The organism is Duganella sp. GW821-FHT01E12 (assembly GCF_059422325.1).
Genome location: NZ_JBWKWR010000002.1, coordinates 1,068,811 through 1,086,045 on the forward strand (window position 1 = coordinate 1,068,811; position 17,235 = coordinate 1,086,045).

12 protein-coding genes are annotated in these 17,235 nt (G+C 66.3%); 7 read left to right on the plus strand and 5 right to left on the minus strand.

Annotation, left to right across the window (positions count from 1 at the left end):
- Positions 1-128 precede the first annotated feature (128 nt).
- The gene (locus tag AC07WS_RS10055; RefSeq protein ID WP_494728897.1) at positions 129-1,676 is read left to right on the plus strand and encodes an RNA/DNA-binding domain-containing protein; all 1,548 of its coding nucleotides are present in this window, start codon (positions 129-131) and stop codon (positions 1,674-1,676) included.
- On the opposite strand, the gene AC07WS_RS10060 is transcribed toward AC07WS_RS10055, so the two are convergent.
- The 3 genes from AC07WS_RS10060 to AC07WS_RS10070 are packed head-to-tail and all read right to left on the minus strand — an operon-like array spanning position 1,673 to position 5,048.
- On the minus strand, positions 1,673-3,361 hold the full coding sequence (locus tag AC07WS_RS10060; RefSeq protein WP_494728898.1) for an amidohydrolase: 1,689 nt from the start codon (positions 3,359-3,361) through the stop codon (positions 1,673-1,675). The two genes, AC07WS_RS10055 and AC07WS_RS10060, sit on opposite strands and share 4 nt — an antisense overlap.
- A 60-nt stretch (positions 3,362-3,421) precedes the next feature.
- Positions 3,422-4,585, minus strand: coding sequence for a hypothetical protein (locus AC07WS_RS10065; protein ID WP_494728899.1), 1,164 nt, complete (start codon positions 4,583-4,585; stop codon positions 3,422-3,424).
- Positions 4,586-4,616: 31 nt separating this feature from the next.
- Positions 4,617-5,048: a type 2 periplasmic-binding domain-containing protein gene (locus AC07WS_RS10070; protein ID WP_494728900.1), complete on the minus strand. Its 432-nt coding sequence runs from the start codon at positions 5,046-5,048 to the stop codon at positions 4,617-4,619.
- A gap of 201 nt (positions 5,049-5,249) precedes the next feature.
- On the opposite strand from AC07WS_RS10070, the gene msbA reads away from it, so the two are divergent.
- Entirely contained in the window at positions 5,250-7,073 is a 1,824-nt protein-coding gene (gene msbA, locus AC07WS_RS10075) for a lipid A export permease/ATP-binding protein MsbA (protein WP_494728901.1), read from the plus strand.
- Between the two features lie 390 nt (positions 7,074-7,463).
- Here msbA and AC07WS_RS10080 read toward each other — a convergent pair whose 3' ends face one another.
- Both AC07WS_RS10080 and ada read right to left on the minus strand, forming a co-directional pair.
- Entirely contained in the window at positions 7,464-8,357 is an 894-nt protein-coding gene (locus AC07WS_RS10080; RefSeq protein ID WP_494728902.1) for a 2OG-Fe(II) oxygenase, read from the minus strand.
- Positions 8,354-9,460 carry a bifunctional DNA-binding transcriptional regulator/O6-methylguanine-DNA methyltransferase Ada gene (ada, locus tag AC07WS_RS10085; protein WP_494728903.1) on the minus strand — a complete coding sequence of 369 codons (1,107 nt, stop codon included), beginning with the start codon at positions 9,458-9,460 and terminating at the stop codon, positions 8,354-8,356. The genes AC07WS_RS10080 and ada overlap by 4 nt, the downstream gene beginning before the upstream one ends.
- Positions 9,461-9,558: 98 nt before the next feature.
- On the opposite strand from ada, the gene hutC reads away from it, so the two are divergent.
- From hutC to rho, 5 genes are all read left to right on the plus strand, one after another.
- The gene (hutC, locus tag AC07WS_RS10090) at positions 9,559-10,335 is read left to right on the plus strand and encodes a histidine utilization transcriptional repressor HutC (RefSeq protein ID WP_494728904.1); all 777 of its coding nucleotides are present in this window, start codon (positions 9,559-9,561) and stop codon (positions 10,333-10,335) included.
- A 119-nt stretch (positions 10,336-10,454) separates the two neighbouring features.
- Positions 10,455-14,723, plus strand: a complete 4,269-nt coding sequence (locus AC07WS_RS10095; RefSeq protein ID WP_494728905.1) for a PAS domain S-box protein — start codon at positions 10,455-10,457, stop codon at positions 14,721-14,723.
- A gap of 10 nt (positions 14,724-14,733) precedes the next feature.
- The gene (locus AC07WS_RS10100; RefSeq protein ID WP_494728906.1) at positions 14,734-15,162 is read left to right on the plus strand and encodes a response regulator; all 429 of its coding nucleotides are present in this window, start codon (positions 14,734-14,736) and stop codon (positions 15,160-15,162) included.
- A 214-nt stretch (positions 15,163-15,376) separates the two neighbouring features.
- The gene (gene trxA / locus AC07WS_RS10105) at positions 15,377-15,703 is read left to right on the plus strand and encodes a thioredoxin TrxA (RefSeq protein WP_008452390.1); all 327 of its coding nucleotides are present in this window, start codon (positions 15,377-15,379) and stop codon (positions 15,701-15,703) included.
- A gap of 121 nt (positions 15,704-15,824) precedes the next feature.
- Entirely contained in the window at positions 15,825-17,087 is a 1,263-nt protein-coding gene (gene rho, locus AC07WS_RS10110) for a transcription termination factor Rho (RefSeq protein ID WP_116991848.1), read from the plus strand.
- Positions 17,088-17,235: the final 148 nt, after the last annotated feature.

A 17,235-nucleotide genomic window follows, 5' to 3' on the forward strand; every position in this document is an offset into this window, starting at 1 on the left:
ATACAACCAAGTCAACCGATTTTTAGGCGGTTGCTGGGGAACGAATGCTTCTTGAGCTTGTCAAATAGATCATCTGCTCTCGATATCTTGCCAGCATTCGCCGGCGCACGCTCACCCGGAGCCTCAATATGGTTGCCCTGCCAATCAACGTACAGAATCTGTTGCGCCATCGCACAGTGGAAAGCGAACGCATTGAATACAACGCCGCATGGAATCCCGACGCGATCATCCGCACCCTCTGCGCCTTCGCCAACGACTTTGAAAATCTCGGCGGCGGCTACGTCATCATCGGCCAGGACTGCGATGCCAGCGGCCGGCCGGTCGCGCCGCCTGCAGGACTGGCGGAGAGCCAGATCGACAAAATCCAGCGGGAATTGCTGGCCGCATGCCAGCAGATACGCCCGCCCTACTTCCCCAGCCTGGCGATCTGCGACGTGGATGACCGCAAGCTGCTCGTATTGCATGCGCCGGGCGGCATGCATCGTCCGTACAAGGCGCCGTCTTCAGTGTCATCCCGGCATAAGAGCTGGCACTACTACATTCGGCGCTACAGCAGCACCGTTGAAGCGCGGGGCGATTGCAAGCAGGAGCTGTTGAGCCTGACCGCCAACGTGCCGTTCGACGACCGGATGGCACGACAGGCGCAGCTAAGCGATCTCTCCAAGCCGCTGATGTTGGCCTATCTTCAAGAGGTGGGCAGCGCATTGGCGGACTACGCGAACGCGCTTTCGATCGAAGAGCTGGGCCGCCAGATGAACGTGGTAGACGGCCCCAGCGAATGTCCCTGTCCCAAGAATGTCGGCCTCATGTTCTTTAGCGAGACGCCAGACCGGTTCTTTCCGTACACGCAGATCGACGTGGTCTGGTTCCCGGAAGGCCCAGGCGGCGACCACTTTGATGAAAAGATATTCAAGGGCCCTCTGGCTCGGACTACCCGCGAGGCCCTGGGCTACATCGAGCGCAACTACCTTCACCAGACCATCCTGAAGCATCCCGATCGCGCCGAGGCGACGCGGGTATGGAATTTCCCCTACCCTGCCATAGAAGAAGCGGTGGTCAACGCGGTCTATCATCGCTCGTATCAAGAACGGGAGCCGATCGAAGTGCGCATCATGCGCGACGAAATAATGATACTGAGCTATCCGGGGCCGGACAGGTCGATAAAACTGCCGGACTGGATCGCCGGACATGCCACCTGCCATCGCTACCGGAACCGGCGCATCGGAGAATTCCTGAAGGAACTCGGCCTGACCGAGGGGCGCTCCACCGGCGTCCCCAAAATCTTTAAGGCGATGGCAGCGAATGGTTCGCCACCGCCGCAGTTCGACACCGACGACGATCGGAGCGGCTGCCTGGTCAGGCTACCGGTGCACAAACTGGCTCAGTGGCCCATTGATCAGTCCAGCACCCCGGAAGTCACCCCGGAAGTTACCCCCGAAGTTACCCCGGAAGTCGAACGCCTGATCAAGCTGCTGGTCGGTGAGTGCCCACGCCAGGAACTTCAGCAAGCGCTAGGGCTGAAGGATGACGACCATTTCCGCTTGGCCTATCTACTACCGGCCATTCAAGCGGGACTCGTACAGATGAAGTTCCCGGACAAACCCCGCAGCAGTAAGCAGCGTTACCGCTTGACTTCGGAAGGCCAGCAATGGCTGAAGCAGCACGCCGACGATTAATCCGCCCGCTTCTTGTACACCCGCTTGCCGCCCATCCAGGTCTGCAGCACCTGCGTCTTGCCGATCTGCTCGGCCGGCACCTTGAACAGGTCGCGGTCGATCAGGATGAAATCGGCCCACTTGCCCGGCTCCAGCGTGCCGATGACGTTTTCCTGGTGCGCCGCGTAGGCCGCGTCCAGCGTGAAGCAGCGGAACGCTTCGGTCAGCGTCATCGCCTGGTTCTTGTACCAGCCGCCCGCCGGCACGCCGGCGTTGTTCTGCCGCGTCACCGCCGCGTGCAGCCCCTCGAACGGATTCGGCGACTCCACCGGGAAGTCCGATCCGCAGGCGATCCGCGAACCCTGGTCGAGGAAAGTGCGCCACGCATACGCGCCTTTGATGCGCTCATGCCCCACGCGCTGCTCGGCCATGTTCTGGTCCGAGGTCGCATGCGTCGGCTGCATCGACGGGATGATGCCCAGCGCCTTGAAGCGCGGGATGTCCTCCAGCGCCACCACCTGCGCATGCTCGACGCGGTGGCGCAGTTCGACGTTGTTGTATTTCGGGATCAGCTGCGCGTAGGCGTCGAGGATCTGGCGGTTGCCGGCGTCGCCGATGGCGTGGATATTGACCTGATAGCCCGCCTTCATGGCCTTGTTCATCTTGGCCAGCATCTCCGCGTTCGGATAGAACAGCAGGCCGCTGGTCGACGGCATGTCGCTGTACGGCGCCAGCATGGCCGCGCCGCGGCTGCCCAGCGCGCCGTCCGCGTACAGCTTGACCGCCGCCAGCGCGTACACGTCGTTGCCGTAGGATTTTAGCGGCCCCTCCTTGGACAGCTCGTCGAAATCGGCCGTGGTGTCGCCGATCATCGCGTACACGCGCGTGGTCAGCTTGCCGTGGTCCGCATAGTCGCGATACAGGTCGTCCTGCACCACGCGGATGCCGGCGTCGTGCACGCTGGTCAGGCCGACCTTGGCCAGCGCGGCCAGCGCGCCATCGAGCCGCGCGCGCGCCTCCACCGGCGTGGGCAGCGGCACCACCTTGTCGACCAGCTCCATGGCCGCGTCCACCAGCACGCCGCTAGGCTTGCCGGAGGCGTCGCGTTCGATCCGCCCGCCTTTCGGGTCCGGCGTGTCCTTCGTGACGCCGGCCATCTCCAGCGCCTTGGTGTTGACCCACACGGCATGGCCGTCGACACGGCGCAGCAGCACAGGACGGTCGTTCACCACCGCGTCCAGCTCGGCGGCGGTGGGAAAGCGGCCCAGCTTCCATATTTCCTGGTTCCAGCCGAAGCCCACCAGCCACGCGTGCTTGGGATGCGTGCGGCTGAACTCCGCCACCGTCCGCACCGCGCCGCCCAGCGAGGTGGCGCTGAACAGTTCCACGCCGGAGGCGATCTCGCCCAGCTCGAACACATGGCCGTGGGCGTCGATCAGGCCCGGCAGCAGGGTCCTGCCCTGCGCGTCGATGTGCTCGGCCTTCGGCAGCCGGATCGCCGTCTCGCGCTCGCTGCCCACCGCGACGATGCGGCCCAGGTCATCGAAGGCGAGCGAACTGAATCGCTGCAGGGTGCCGGCCGCGTTCAGCGTGTAGCCGTTGGCGTGGTCGATGATGGTGTCGGCCTGCGCCAGCGGCAGGGCGGCGGACAAGGCCAGGCTGACGGCGGCGGCCAGCGGGGCGGGCGAAAACGGGATTGTGCGCATCGATACTCTCCATTCGGAAGCAAGAACAGAGTGTAGCGCACAACCCGCCAAACGCAACGTCTAGAAGGTGCCTTGCAGCGAGACCGACAACAGGCGCGAATCGCCGAAGAACGGGTAGCTGTAGTGCGACTTGTCCTTGCTCACGTCGTACTGCACCTTGAACGCGGTGTTCTTGCGGAAGTCCCAGCGCAGCGACAGGTACTGCGTGTTGCGCGCCTCGATAGGCTCGTTGACGGTGGTGTAGCGCGAGAAGGTGTACATCGGCGTCCACGCCTCGTACTGGTAGCCCACGCCGACCAGCGCGTACTTGTAGACGTTGTTAAGCCCCTTGCCGGCGTCGACCTGCTCGTAGCGGTCCAGCTCCGACTTGACCAGCCAGTTCTTGTAGTCGACGTTGGCCGACAGGCCGGCGATGCGCGTGCTCTGGCCGTCCACGAAGTACACCTTGCCGGCCGGGCTGTCCTGCCAGGTGGTGTCCTTGTAGTGCATCAGCATGGCGCGCACGTCGAAGATGCCGTTGTTGGCCGACACATAGCCGCCCACCATGCTCTTCCACGATTCATGGGTCGGCGTGGCGTAGTAGATCTTGGTGTCGTAGGTGTCGTTGTGCTGGGTGTAGCCGCCGGCCCACATATGGAAGGTGGCGGCCCAGTCGGACTGGCCCAGCTGCGTGCGGTAGCTGGCGTTGGCGCCCTGGTAGGCGTAGATCGGCCAGCCGTAGACGTCCGGCGCCGGCCGCACCCACGGGTAGGCGTAGCCGATGTACAGGTAGTCGCTGTAGTAGTACAGCGGGATGCGGAACTGGCCGGCCTGGAAGGTCCAGGCCGAATCGGCGGACGGCTGCCAGGTCAGGTAGGCCCAGTCCAGCGTCGGCGTCAGGCCGTGGCCGGGATTGTGCGCGCGCACCAGCACCTGGGCCGTGGCCGACAGCGTCGGCGAGAATTCCTTCTTCAGCTGGAAGCCGACCAGCGACTCCTGGTTGAATTGCCAGCCCTCGCTGCGTTCGTAGACGGCCGCATACTCCCAGTTCTGCACCGTGCAGGGACATTTCCACTGCATGTAGTCCCACGGCGCGCCGCTGCCCTGCGCCTTGCCGCTGAGCACGCGCGCGCCGGTCAGGTTGTAGAAGCCGGTCAGCTTGAGCGTGCCGTCGTCGGTCAGGTCGGTGGCGCCGGCCGCGCCGGCCAGCGCGGCCAATGCCATCGCTATCAGTGTTTTTTTCATCGAGCAGACTCCAGTAAAGGGAACACGCGGGTCAAGGGACGATCGCGACGACCTTGACGGTGTCGTCCACCGCCGATTTTTCGATGTAGCCGATGGCGCTGACGTTCTCGGCCACGGCCTTCTTGACTTCGGCACTGTTCTTGTATTCCTTGGGGGGCTTGCCCTTGCCGGTGAAGACGATCTTGGACCAGATCGCCTCGACCTGGGCCGGCGACTTCTCCAGCACCTTCTTGCAGAACTCGGCGCGCAGCGGCGAGCTTTCCGCCTGCTCCACCGGCGTGAACAGCACCGAGCCGCCAAGGAAGAATTGCGCGGCCTGCGAGGGGAACATGCGGGTGGCCGGATTTTGCGGATTGACGATGATGGCCAGTTCGGCCCGCGCCGTCAGCGTGGCGCCGCCCAGCGCCGCCGCGGCAAGCAACAGCGCCAGGCGCCGTCGCGTAAAGAGCAATTGCAGATCCATATCACCTCTCTGGCTAAGTACAGAAGGAAACTATCGCTGTGCGAATTCATTCTAGCCCACGGTTTTTTGCATTAAAGTAATTTCTGGCCAGGTAAAGGTTTTCCTCGCCGGGGGTGTTTCGATTGCGCAACGCGACGCCTTGCGTTCGCGGCTGGGCAAGCCGGTTACAATGCAGTCTTTGCCGCCCGATAATCACCTCACGTGTCCAGCCGATTACTCTACCTACGCCTGCTCCAGCAGTTCCGTCCCTACATGTGGCTCGGCGCCCTCACCCTGTTCGCGGTCGGCATGGCCGCCGCCGCCGACGTGTTGCTGATCCGCCAATTGCAAAACGTGGTCGACGCGCTCGCTCCCACGCACAGCTTGGCGCCCCGTCCGGCGGCCGGGCTGCTGGCCGAGGTGCAGCAATGGCTGGGCCGCCTGCTGCCCAACGATCCGGCCAACGCGGCGCTGTGGTCGATTCCGGCGGTGATCCTGGGCCTGGCCGTGATGCGCATGTGCTCCAGCTTCGTGGCCGAATACGGCGCCGCGTGGCTCAGCAGCCGGGTGCAGGCCAATCTGCGCGAGTTGATGTTCGCCCGCGTCATGCGCCTGCCGAACGGCTATTTCGACCAATCGTCCACCGGCACCACGCTCTCGCGCGTGGCCTTCGACGCCGCCCAAGTGGCGCAGGCCGTGCTCACCGTGTTCAACGTGGCCGTGCGCGATTCGGTCGCCGCCGTCGGCTACCTGGCCACGCTGTTCATCGTCGACTGGCAACTGGCCCTGTTCTGCCTTGGGCTGCTGCCGCTGGTGGCCATCATCGTCACCTTCGCCGGCCGCCGCATGCGCCACCTGAGCAAGAGCGCGCAGGCCGCCATGGGCGACCTGACCAATGTGCTCGACGAAAGCATCAGCGGCCAGCGCGTGGTGAAGATCTTCGGCGGCCAGCGCTACGAGCAGGCCCGCTTCGACGGCGTGGTCAAGATCAATCGCCAGCTGGCGGTCAAGCATGCGGCCACCTCGGCGCTCAACTCCGGCATCATCATGCTGCTGATCGGGATCACGCTGTCGTCGGTGATCTACTTCGCGCTGCTGCGCGCGCATGCCGGCGCGCTGACGCCGGGCGCCTTCGTGGCCTTCATGTCGTCGCTGATGGCGATGCAGTCGCCGATCAAGAACCTGACCAAGATTAACGAACCGTTGCAGCGCGGCCTGGCCGCCGCCGAATCCGTGTTCGGCCTGATCGACACCGAATCCGAAACCGACACCGGCACCAAAACGGTGGAGCGCGCCGTGGGCCGCCTGGCGCTGGAGGAAGTGAGCTTCCGCTACAGCGCCGACCCGGACGCCAAGCCGGCGCTGGACCGGGTCTCGCTCGACATCGCCGCCGGCGAGACGGTGGCGCTGGTGGGCAGCTCGGGCAGCGGCAAGACCACGCTGGCCGGCCTGCTGCCGCGCTTCTACGACGTCTGCGCCGGCAGCATCAAGCTCGATGACGTCGACCTGCGCGACTACACCATGGCCTCGCTGCGCAGGCAGATCGCACTGGTCAGCCAGGACGTGGTGCTGTTCAACGACACGCTGGCCAACAACATCGCCTACGGCGATCCGGAGCCGTCGATGCAGCGCATCGAGGCGGCCGCGCGCGCGGCCCATGCGCACGAGTTCATCGAGCGCCAGCCCAACGGCTATCAGACTTCGGTCGGCGAGAATGGTTTGCGGCTGTCGGGCGGCCAGCGCCAGCGGCTGGCCATCGCCCGCGCGTTGTACAAGAACGCGCCCATCCTGATCCTGGACGAGGCCACCAGCGCGCTGGACACGGAATCCGAACGGCTGGTGCAGGCGGCGCTGGAGGTGCTGATGCAGGGCCGCACCACGGTGGTCATCGCGCACCGCCTGTCGACCATCGAAAACGCCGACCGCATCGTGGTGCTGGACGGCGGCCGCATCGCGGAAATCGGCAGCCACGATGCGCTGCTGGCGCAGCACGGCATCTACGCGCGCCTGTACCAGACGCAGAAAAGCGTGCAATCCGTCGCCTGAGTTAGCCAAGCACTGGCCCTCAACGCCGTCGATACTTCGCTGCCTGGTCTCACCAGTGCGGTGGCTTATGAATTGGCTTCTTGTTTGTGGGTACTACGTCCGGCAACTGTATTAGTCCCCCTTAACCGTCCATAGTAGAGGTTATAGCCATCGATGTAGACGGCGATCCGTAGAGGGGGCTTCGGAATAGTTGATACCACTGAGTTCATCTCTCCAAATGTGAAAAAGCCGCCCATAAGAGCGGCTTTTCCGTCTCAAGAGGAGCCAACTTAATGACACCTCAAGAGATGAGTGGTGACGGTAGTTTGAAGGATATTGTCAGCACTGTCAACCACATACTAACCGTGCTGTCAGTGTCCGAAAAACATCGTCACGCATGACTGAAGCGCCTCAGGTCGCGTCGTGAAAAATCAGTCCCAGCGTGTGGCGCGAGCCTGAGCGTATCCGGCTCACGCCGTGCCGCATCGCCACCCGGTAGACGCCGCGCGCGCCCTGCGCCGGCCGGTGGTTGACCGGGAAGATCACCATGTCGCCGCGCTTGAGCGGCACCACCTCCACCCGCGACTGCATGCGCGGACGCTGCTCGGTCAGCACGAACTCCCCGCCTTCGAAGTCCTTGCCCGGTTGGCTGAGCAAAATCGCGGCCTGCAGCGGGAACACGTGTTCGCCGTACAGGTCCTGGTGCAGGCAGTTGTAGTCGCCGGGGCCGTATTGCAGCATCAGCGGCGTGGGACGCTGCTGGCCGGCGGCGTGGCAGCGCGCCAGGAAGTCGGCGTGGTCGGGCGGGAAGCGCGCATCCATCTCCATCAGTTCGTGCCAGCGGTTGGCGATGTCGGCCAGCGGACCATACAGCGCCTGGCGCAACGCCGAGATCATCGACGGCAGCGGATAGCGGAAGTACTGGTACTCGCCGCTGCCGAAGCCGTGCTGCGACATCACCACCCGGCTGCGGAACAGCGACGCCTGTTGGTACTGCGCGGCCATGACGACGCATTCGTCGGCGGTCAGCATGCCGGGGACGATGGCGTAGCCGTGCGCGTTGAGCTCATCGGCGATGCCCTGCCAGTCCAGCCCCGCCACGTGCACCGCGATGCCCGCCGCCGCGCCGACCGCCTTGCGGGCGTTGGCCAGCGCCAGCGCGTTGGCGGCGGAGTCCGCGCCCGCCGGGACAGCGCTGCCAGCCGGCGGCGCGGCCGGTGCGGCCGGCGCCACGCTCACCGGCGGCGTCTTGCGCGGCTTGCGCTCGGCCGCGCCGCCGCCGAAATCGAACTCGCCGTTCTTCATTTGCCCGCCTCCCGGTCCAGCAGCGCGGCCTTGCGGTCCACACCCCAGCGGTAGCCGGAGATCGAACCGTCGTTGCGCACCACGCGATGGCAAGGGATCGCCACCGCCAGCGCGTTGGCCGCGCACGCCCCCGCCACCGCCCGCGCGCCCTTGGGCGAACCGACCAGCTCCGCCAATTCCGCATAGCTGACGGTGCGCCCGGCCGGTATCCCGCGCAGCACCTGCCACACACGCTGCTGGAAGGCCGTGCCGCGCACGTCGAGCGGCAGGTCGAGGCCGAGCTCCGGCCGCTCCACCATGCCCACCACGCGCGACACCACCTGCTCATACTCCGGCTCCGCGCCGATCAGCTCCGCCTTGGGGAAGCGGTCCTGCAGATCGCGCACCAGCACATCGGGATCGTCGTCCATCAGAATCGCGCAGATGCCCTGCTCCGTGCTGGCCACCAGGATCGCGCCCAGCGAGCAGGCGCCGATGGCGAAGCGGATCTGCGCGCCGCGTCCACCGGCGCGGAAGGCGCTCGGCGTCATGCCCAGCACCGCCGGCGACTGCGCATAAAACCGTCCGCTGGAATTGAAGCCGGCCGCGTACATCGCGTCCGTCACCGAGGCCTGCCCCGCCAGCCCGGCCTGCACGCGGCGCGCGCGCCGCGCGTTGGCGTAGGCCTTGGGCGTGATCCCCGTCACCGCCTTGAACATGCGGTGGAAGTGGAAGCGGCTCACGCCCACCGCCGCCGCCAGGCTGTCGAGGTCCGGCGCGGTGCCGTCGTCGGCGGCCGCCTCGTCGATCAGGCGGCAGGCCTGCGCCACGATGGCGGCCTGGCGCTCGGCCAGCGGCGGCTGGTCCGGCTTGCAGCGCAGGCAGGGACGGAAGCCCGCCTGCTCGGCCGCCTCGCGGCTGTCGTGGAAGGCCACGTTCTTGCGCAGCGCCGGCCGCGCGCCGCACGACGGACGGCAGTACACCCCGGTGCTGCGCACCGAGTACCAGAACACGCCGTCGGCGCCGCCGTCGCGCTGCGTCACGGCGGCCCAGCGCTGCTCGTCGCCCCGGTAGGCGGCCTGTGTAAGCTCTTTGTTTGCGGTCTTGCCCATCTCAGACTCCATGATCGGATAAGGAATGCCACCATCCTATCCAGCGCCGCGCGGCGACGCACTCCGGCTCTTGCTTTTGAATTGCAGATTGTACGTCGGAGCAGCACGCGATGCTAAAATGTCCGCTTGCCGCCAATGAGGCGCGCCCTCGGAGAAACCGTTTGGACGACGAACCAACCCTGCAAGACAGCACCCCCATATTCCAGCGCATCAAGGACTATCTGGTGGCGCAGATCGCCGCCGGCACCTGGAAGGAAGGCGACGTGATCCCGTCCGAACAGGCGCTGGTCAAACAGTTCGGCGTCTCCCGCATGACCGTCAACCGCGCCGTGCGCGAGCTCACCGCCGACCAGATCCTCACGCGCCGCCAGGGCTCCGGCACCTACGTCGCGCAGCAGAAGTACCAGGCCACGCTGCTGGAGATCAAATCCATCGCCGACGAGATCCGCGCGCGCGGCCACGCCCACCGCAGCAGCCTGCAGCAGCTCGAGCGCGTCAAGGCCAGCGAGTTGATGGCCAAGCAGTTCGACCTGCCGGCCGGCCATCCGCTGTTCCACTCGGTGATCGTGCACTTCGAGAACGGCGTGCCGATCCAGGTCGAGGACCGCTGGGCCAATCCGCTGTGCGCGCCGGACTACATGGAGCAGGACTACGCCGCCATCACCCCCAACGAATACCTGATGAAGGCCGCGCCGCTGCAGGGCGCCACCTACAGCATCGAGGCGCTGGCCGCGCCGCGCGACATCGCCGAGATGCTGGCCATCGACACCAAACAGGCCTGCCTGGTGCTCAAGCGCCAGACCCGCTCCAACGGCCAGGTCGCCTCCATCGCCACCATGTGGCATCCCGGCCACCGCTACCAGTTCGCCGGCAGCTTCGCGCAGTAGGGCACGGGGCTGCGGTACAGTTCTTACAACTTTCCCGACCGGGGCCCAACCTTCGATGCTATAGTTGCCCGGCCACAGCATAAATACCAGCAATGCCTTGCGGATTGAAAGGGAAGCTCTTGTTGCACCGCCGCCCCAGGTCCGGCCGGACCCTCTTCTGGCGCCGTCTGCCCCGCAGCCTGACGGCGGCTGCGCTCGTGCTGGCGTGCGGCGGCGCGCTGGCGGCCGAGAAGGTCAGCATCCAGCTCAAGTGGATGCACCAGTTCCAGTTCGCCGGCTACTACGCGGCCCAGGACCAGGGCTATTACCGCGACGTCGGCCTCGACGTCACGCTGATCGAGGCGCGCCCCGGCGTCGATCCCACCCTGTCGGTGCTGGAGGGCCGCGCCCAGTACGGCGTCGGCAACACCTCGCTGCTGGTGGCGCGCGGACGCGGCCAGCCGGTGGTGGCGCTGGCCTCGATCTTCCAGCACTCGGCCAGCGCGCTGCTGGTGCGCCACGACGCCGGCGGCAAGGCCCGCCCCTGGGCCGGCTCGCGCGTGATGCTGGCGCCGAACAACGAGGAGCTGCTCATCCTGCTCAAGAAGTATGGCGTGCGGCCCGACAGCCTGACGCAGATCCCGCACAGCTACAACACCGACGACCTGGTCGAGGGCCGGGTCGACGCCATGTCGGTCTACCTGACCGAGGCGCCCTACCTGCTCGAACGCGGCAACGTCGGCTACGAGCTGCTGTCGGCGCGCATGCTGGGCGACGATTTTTACGGCGACACGCTGTACACCACCGAGAGCGAGCTGCGCGAACATCCGATGCGCGCGCAGGCGCTGCGCGAGGCCACGCTGCGCGGCTGGCGCTACGCGATGGCGCATCCGGGCGAGATCGCCGACCTGATACGGGCCCGCTATCCCGAGCGCCACAGCCGCGAGCACCTGATGTACGAGGCCCAGCACATCGCGCCGCTGCTGGAGCAGGGCCTGATCGAACTCGGTTACAGCAATCCCGAACGCTGGCAGGCCATCGCCCGCACCTACATCGAGCAGGGCATGCTGCCGGCCGATTTCAAGCTGGACGGCTTCCTGTACCAGCCGCAGGCCAGCGACCGCCTGCTGCGCTACGCCGGCGCGCTGGCGGCCGCGCTGGTGCTGCTGCTGACGGCGGCCGGCCTGTGGCGCCTGCGGCGGCAGGCGGCCGCGCTGCGGGCGGCGCGCGCGGAACTGGGCGACGCCGAGCGCCTCGCCAGCTTCGCGCTGGAGAGCACCGGCGAGGGCATGTGGGAATGGCGCCTCGACACCGGCACGCTGACGCTGTCGCCGCGCTACGGCGCGCTGCTGGGCTACGACGCCGGCGAGTTCGCGCCGACGCTGGAACAGTGGCTGTCGCACGTGCATCCGGACGACCAGGCGCGCGTCGAGCGCAGCATCCAGGAGCACCAGGCCAGCGCCTCGGACCTGAACAACCAGATCTTCAGCGAGCACCGCATGCGCACCCGGGACGGCGGCTGGATCTGGGTGCTGGCGCGCGGCATGATCGTCGAGCGCGACGCCGCCGGCCGGCCGCTGCGCGCCACCGGCACCATGGCCGACATCAGCGAGCGCGCCGCCGCCGAGGAGGCGCGCATGTGCGCCATCATCGACGCCACGCCGGGCGCCATGCTGATCGCCGACAAGAGCGGGCGGGTACGCTACGCCAATCCGGCCTGCGCGCGCAGCTTCGGCTACGAGGGCACGATGGCCGGATGCTCGGTCGAGCAGCTGGCGCCGGAGGCGATGCGCAGCAACGGCCGCACGCGCGAGCTGTTCTCGCGCCCCAACCTGCCGGGCCGGGTGCTGAGCGCGATCCGCGCCGACGGCGGCAGCTTCCCGGCCATGGTGCACATCGCCCCGGTGATGCTGGCCGGGCAGGAGCTGGTGGTGATGGCGCTGCGCGACATGACCCAGCGCCAGCGCGCCGAGGAGGCGCTGCACGCCAGCTCCGAGCGCTACCGCCTGATCGTGCAGACCGCCGCCGAGGGCATCTGGATGACCGGCGCCGACGACCGCACCAGCTTCGTCAACCCCACCATGGCGCGCATGCTGGACTACGAGATCGAGCAGATGATGGGCCGCGCCATGACCGACTTCATGGACGACGACGGCCACGCCCTGCTCAAGCAGCATCTGCAGCGCCGCCTGGCCGGCGAGGCCTGCCAGGGCGACGTCTGCTTCCGCCGGCGCGACGGCAGCGTGGTGTGGTGCCTGCTGTCGACCACCGTCATCAATTCCGACGCCGGCCACTACGCCGGCACGCTGGCCATGCTCACCGACATCACCGCGCGCCGCCACGCCGACAGCGCGCTGCGCAGCTCCAGCCAGCGGCTGGCGTCGATCTTCAACGCCGTCACCAACGGCCTGGTGATGGTCGACGGCGACGGCCGCATCCTGGAGAGCAACGCCGCCGCCGCGCGCATGCTGGCGCACTCGCTGGCGGTCGACGGCGGCATGCTGTGGCGCGGCGTGCGCGAGGACGGCACGCCGTTCGACGCCGCCAGCCATCCGGTGCAGCTGGCCATCGTCACCGGCGTGTCGGTGCGCGACGTGGTGATGGGCGTGCGCCAGGCCAACGGCGAGGTGCACTGGCTGTCGGTCAACGCCGAGCCCATCCCCGACGAGCGTGGCGTGGTGCCGCTGGTGGTGGCCAGCCTGACCGACATCACCGACCGCAAGCGCGGCGAGGACCAGCTGCGCGAACTGAACGAGCACCTGGAGGAGCGGGTGGCGATCCGCACCGAGGAGCTGAACCAGGCGCGCATGCTGGCCGAGGAGGCCAGCCAGACCAAGGGCCAGTTCCTGGCCAACATGAGCCACGAGATCCGCACGCCGATGAACGGCGTGATCGGCATGGCCTACCTGGCGCTCAAGACCGACCTCGATCCGCGCCAGCGCGACTACCTGGAGAAGATCCGCTTCGCCGGCGAGCACCTGCTGGGCATCATCGACGACATCCTCGACATCTCCAAGATCGAGGCGGGCAAGCTGGAGATCGAGCAGGTCGACTTCTCGCTCGACCACGTGATCCAGACCCTGACCACGGTGGTCGCGCCCAAGGCCGCCGGCCGCGAGCTGGAGCTGGTGTTCGACCTCGACCCCAACCTGCCCAGGGTGCTGCGCGGCGATCCGCTGCGGCTGGGCCAGGTGCTGATCAACTACACCAACAACGCCATCAAGTTCAGCGAGAAGGGCCGCATCGAGGTGCGGGTGCGCCAGGTGGTGGGCGACGCCAACGGCTGCCTGCTGCGCTTCGAAGTCAGCGACTGCGGCATCGGCCTGTCCGAGAGCGAGATCGGCAAGCTGTTTCAGTCATTCCAGCAGGCCGACACCTCGACCACGCGCGAATACGGCGGCACCGGCCTGGGCCTGGCTATCTGCAAGCAGCTGGCGCAGCTGATGGGCGGCGAGGTGGGCGTGCGCAGCCGGCCGGGCCAGGGCAGCACCTTCTGGTTCACCGCGCGCCTGGGCATCTCCAGCGCGACGCTGCCGGCGCTGATCGACCGCGTCAAGGACGCCGCCGCCGAGCTGCTGGCCTCCTCGCGCAGCGCGGCGGTGATGGCGGCGCTCAAGAACGCCCGCATCCTGCTGGTCGAGGACAACACCTTCAACCAGCAGATCGCGCTGGAGATGCTGGAGGAGGTCGGCTCCTCGGTGTGCCTGGCCGCCAACGGCATGGAGGCGCTCGAGCTGCTGCGCCAGACCGTGTTCGACTGCGTGCTGATGGACGTGCAGATGCCGCTGATGGACGGCCTGGAGACCACCCGCCGCATCCGCGCCGACCCCAGCCTGGCCGACATGCGGGTGCTGGCCATGACCGCCACCGCCACCAACGAGGACCGGGTGCGCTGCATCGAGGCCGGCATGGACGACTTCATCTCCAAGCCGATCCAGCCGTCGCTGATGTACCAGACCATCGCCAACTGGCTGCCGCTGCGCAGCGGCGAGGCCCAGCGCGAGGCGCCGCCCGCGCCGGCCCGCCCGGCCTTCAAGGCCACGCTGGGCGGCGATCCGGCGGTGATCGATTTGTCGATCCTGGCCAAGCTGTTGGGCTATCATCCGAACAAGGTGCGCAAGTTCGCCTTCAAGTTCCTGCACAACACCCAGGACGGCCTGGCCCAGATGGAACGGGCGCTGCAGAAGGGCGACCTGGTGCGGGTGCGCGAGCTGGGCCACCGCCTGAAGTCGCCCGCGCGCACCGTCGGCGCGCTGGGCATGGGCGAGCTGATGCTGCAGCTGGAGCAGCTGCCGGCCGAGGGCATGCCGGAACGCGCGGCGGCGGCCATCCTGGCGCAGCTGTGGGTGCTGCTGGAACAGATCACCGAACAAATCATGACCAACACCACTTTCGCCGACGACAACTAGGTGACACGCCATGCGGGTACTGCTGCTGGATGACGACAAGTTCATGCTGGAACTGCTGGCCGACATGATCGCCGAGCTCGGCCAGCACGAGGTGCTGCGCGAGACCGACGGCCGGCGCGCGCTGGTGGAGTTGCGCCTGCGCCCGCCCGAGTTGCTGATTTGCGACCTGAGCATGCCGGCCATGGACGGCATCGACTTCCTGCGCGCCGCCGCGGCCCAGCAGTACGGCGGCTGCGTGGTGCTGTTGTCGGGCGTGGACGGCGCCGTGCTGCGCACCGCCGCCCGGCTGGCCGAGGCGCAGGGGCTGGCCATCCTGGACGCCTGCTCCAAGCCGCTGGCCAGCGAGACGCTGGCCGCCCTGATGGCCCGCGCCGCCACCCGCTGCGGGCCGCCCGCCGGCCCCGCCGCCGGGCCGCCGCCGGGCCGGCCGGGCAAATAGTTTAGATGGTTTCTACAATCTGCCGCACATTTTTAAAAAATGGGTTATTATTTACGCCATCCCCGCCTGCCGACCTTGTTGCCATCCCTTCCAAGACATTGAATTCGCGCAATTGGCCACCATCTGCTGCCTGTAACCGGCAACGTTGAAGGCACGCGAACAACACGGCATGTCACAGGCGTTATTGACCCCACAGACCTCGATTGAGGAATATATGAGCGAAAATATCAAACACATCACCGATACTTCTTTTGACGCCGACGTGCTGAAATCCGACCGCCCGGTGCTGGTCGATTTCTGGGCCGAATGGTGCGGCCCCTGCAAGAGCATCGCCCCGATCCTGGAAGAAGTGGCCAAGGAATACGACGGCAAGATCCTGATCGCCAAGATGGACGTGGACGCGAACCAGGCCGTGCCTGCCAAGTTCGGCATCCGCGGCATCCCGACCCTGATCCTGTTCAAGAACGGCGTGGCAGCCGCGCAAAAGGTTGGCGCAATGGCAAAAGGCCAGCTGACTTCTTTCATCGACAGCAATATCTAAGTAAGATAGTATGACGCTGCAAAAAACGGCGCCGCGCCCGTGGCGCCGTTTAATAACTTAGAGACAACCACGCAGTTCCCTCCCCTACCTTTACTTTCCCGTCACGGGACACTCAACACATATGCATCTATCTGAATTAAAGGCCCTACACGTCTCGGCATTGCTGGAGATGGCCATCGGTCTTGACATCGACAACGCGGCGCGTCTGCGCAAACAGGAGCTGATGTTCGCGATCCTGAAAAAGCGCGCGAAATCCGGTGAACAAATCTTCGGCGACGGCGCCCTGGAAGTGCTGCCGGACGGCTTCGGCTTCCTGCGCTCGCCGGACGCCAGCTACATGGCCTCCACCGACGACATCTACATCTCGCCGTCGCAGATCCGCCGCTTCAACCTGCACACCGGCGATTCGATCGAGGGCGAAGTGCGCACCCCGAAGGATGGCGAGCGCTACTTCGCGCTGGTCAAGGTCGACAAGGTCAACGGCGAATCGCCGGAGGCGTCGAAGCACCGCATATTGTTTGAGAACCTGACGCCGCTGCACCCGAACGAGCCGCTGCGCCTGGAACGTGACATCAACGGCACCGAGAACATCACCGGCCGCATCATCGACCTGATCGCGCCGATCGGCAAGGGCCAGCGCGGCCTGCTGGTGGCATCGCCCAAGTCCGGCAAGTCGGTGATCCTGCAGCACATCGCGCACGCGATCACCGCCAACCATCCGGACTGCACGCTGATCGTGCTGCTGATCGACGAACGTCCCGAGGAAGTGACCGAGATGCAGCGTTCGGTGCGCGGCGAAGTGGTCGCCTCGACCTTCGACGAACCGGCCACCCGCCACGTGCAGGTCGCCGAGATGGTGCTGGAAAAAGCCAAGCGCCTGGTCGAGATGAAGAAGGACGTGATCATCCTGCTGGATTCGATCACCCGCCTGGCGCGCGCCTACAACACCGTGATCCCTGCCTCCGGCAAGGTGCTGACCGGCGGTGTGGACGCCAACGCGCTGCAGCGCCCCAAGCGCTTCTTCGGCGCCGCCCGCAACATCGAGGAAGGCGGCTCGCTGACCATCATCGCCACCGCGCTGATCGAAACCGGCTCGCGCATGGACGACGTGATCTACGAGGAATTCAAGGGCACCGGCAACATGGAGGTGCACCTGGAGCGCCGCCTGGCCGAGAAGCGCGTCTACCCGGCGATCAACCTGAACAAATCGGGCACCCGCCGCGAGGAACTGCTGATCAAGCCGGACCAGCTGCAGAAGATCTGGATCCTGCGCAAGCTGCTGTACTCGATGGACGAGATCGAGGCGATGGAGTTCATCCTCGACAAGATGAAGGCCACCAAGAACAACGGTGAGTTCTTCGACATGATGAGGCGAGGCGGCTAAAGCCGCAGTGCCTCAGGGGAGCTGGGCCTTGCAAGGCCCAGCCGTTCCGCAGGCGCGCGGCTGCGCCGCACGAAACCCCTGCTCCACCGCCGCGGCTAATTAGTCAGGCTAGCAATCATGAAAAACAGGCAACCCATGCGGTTGCCTG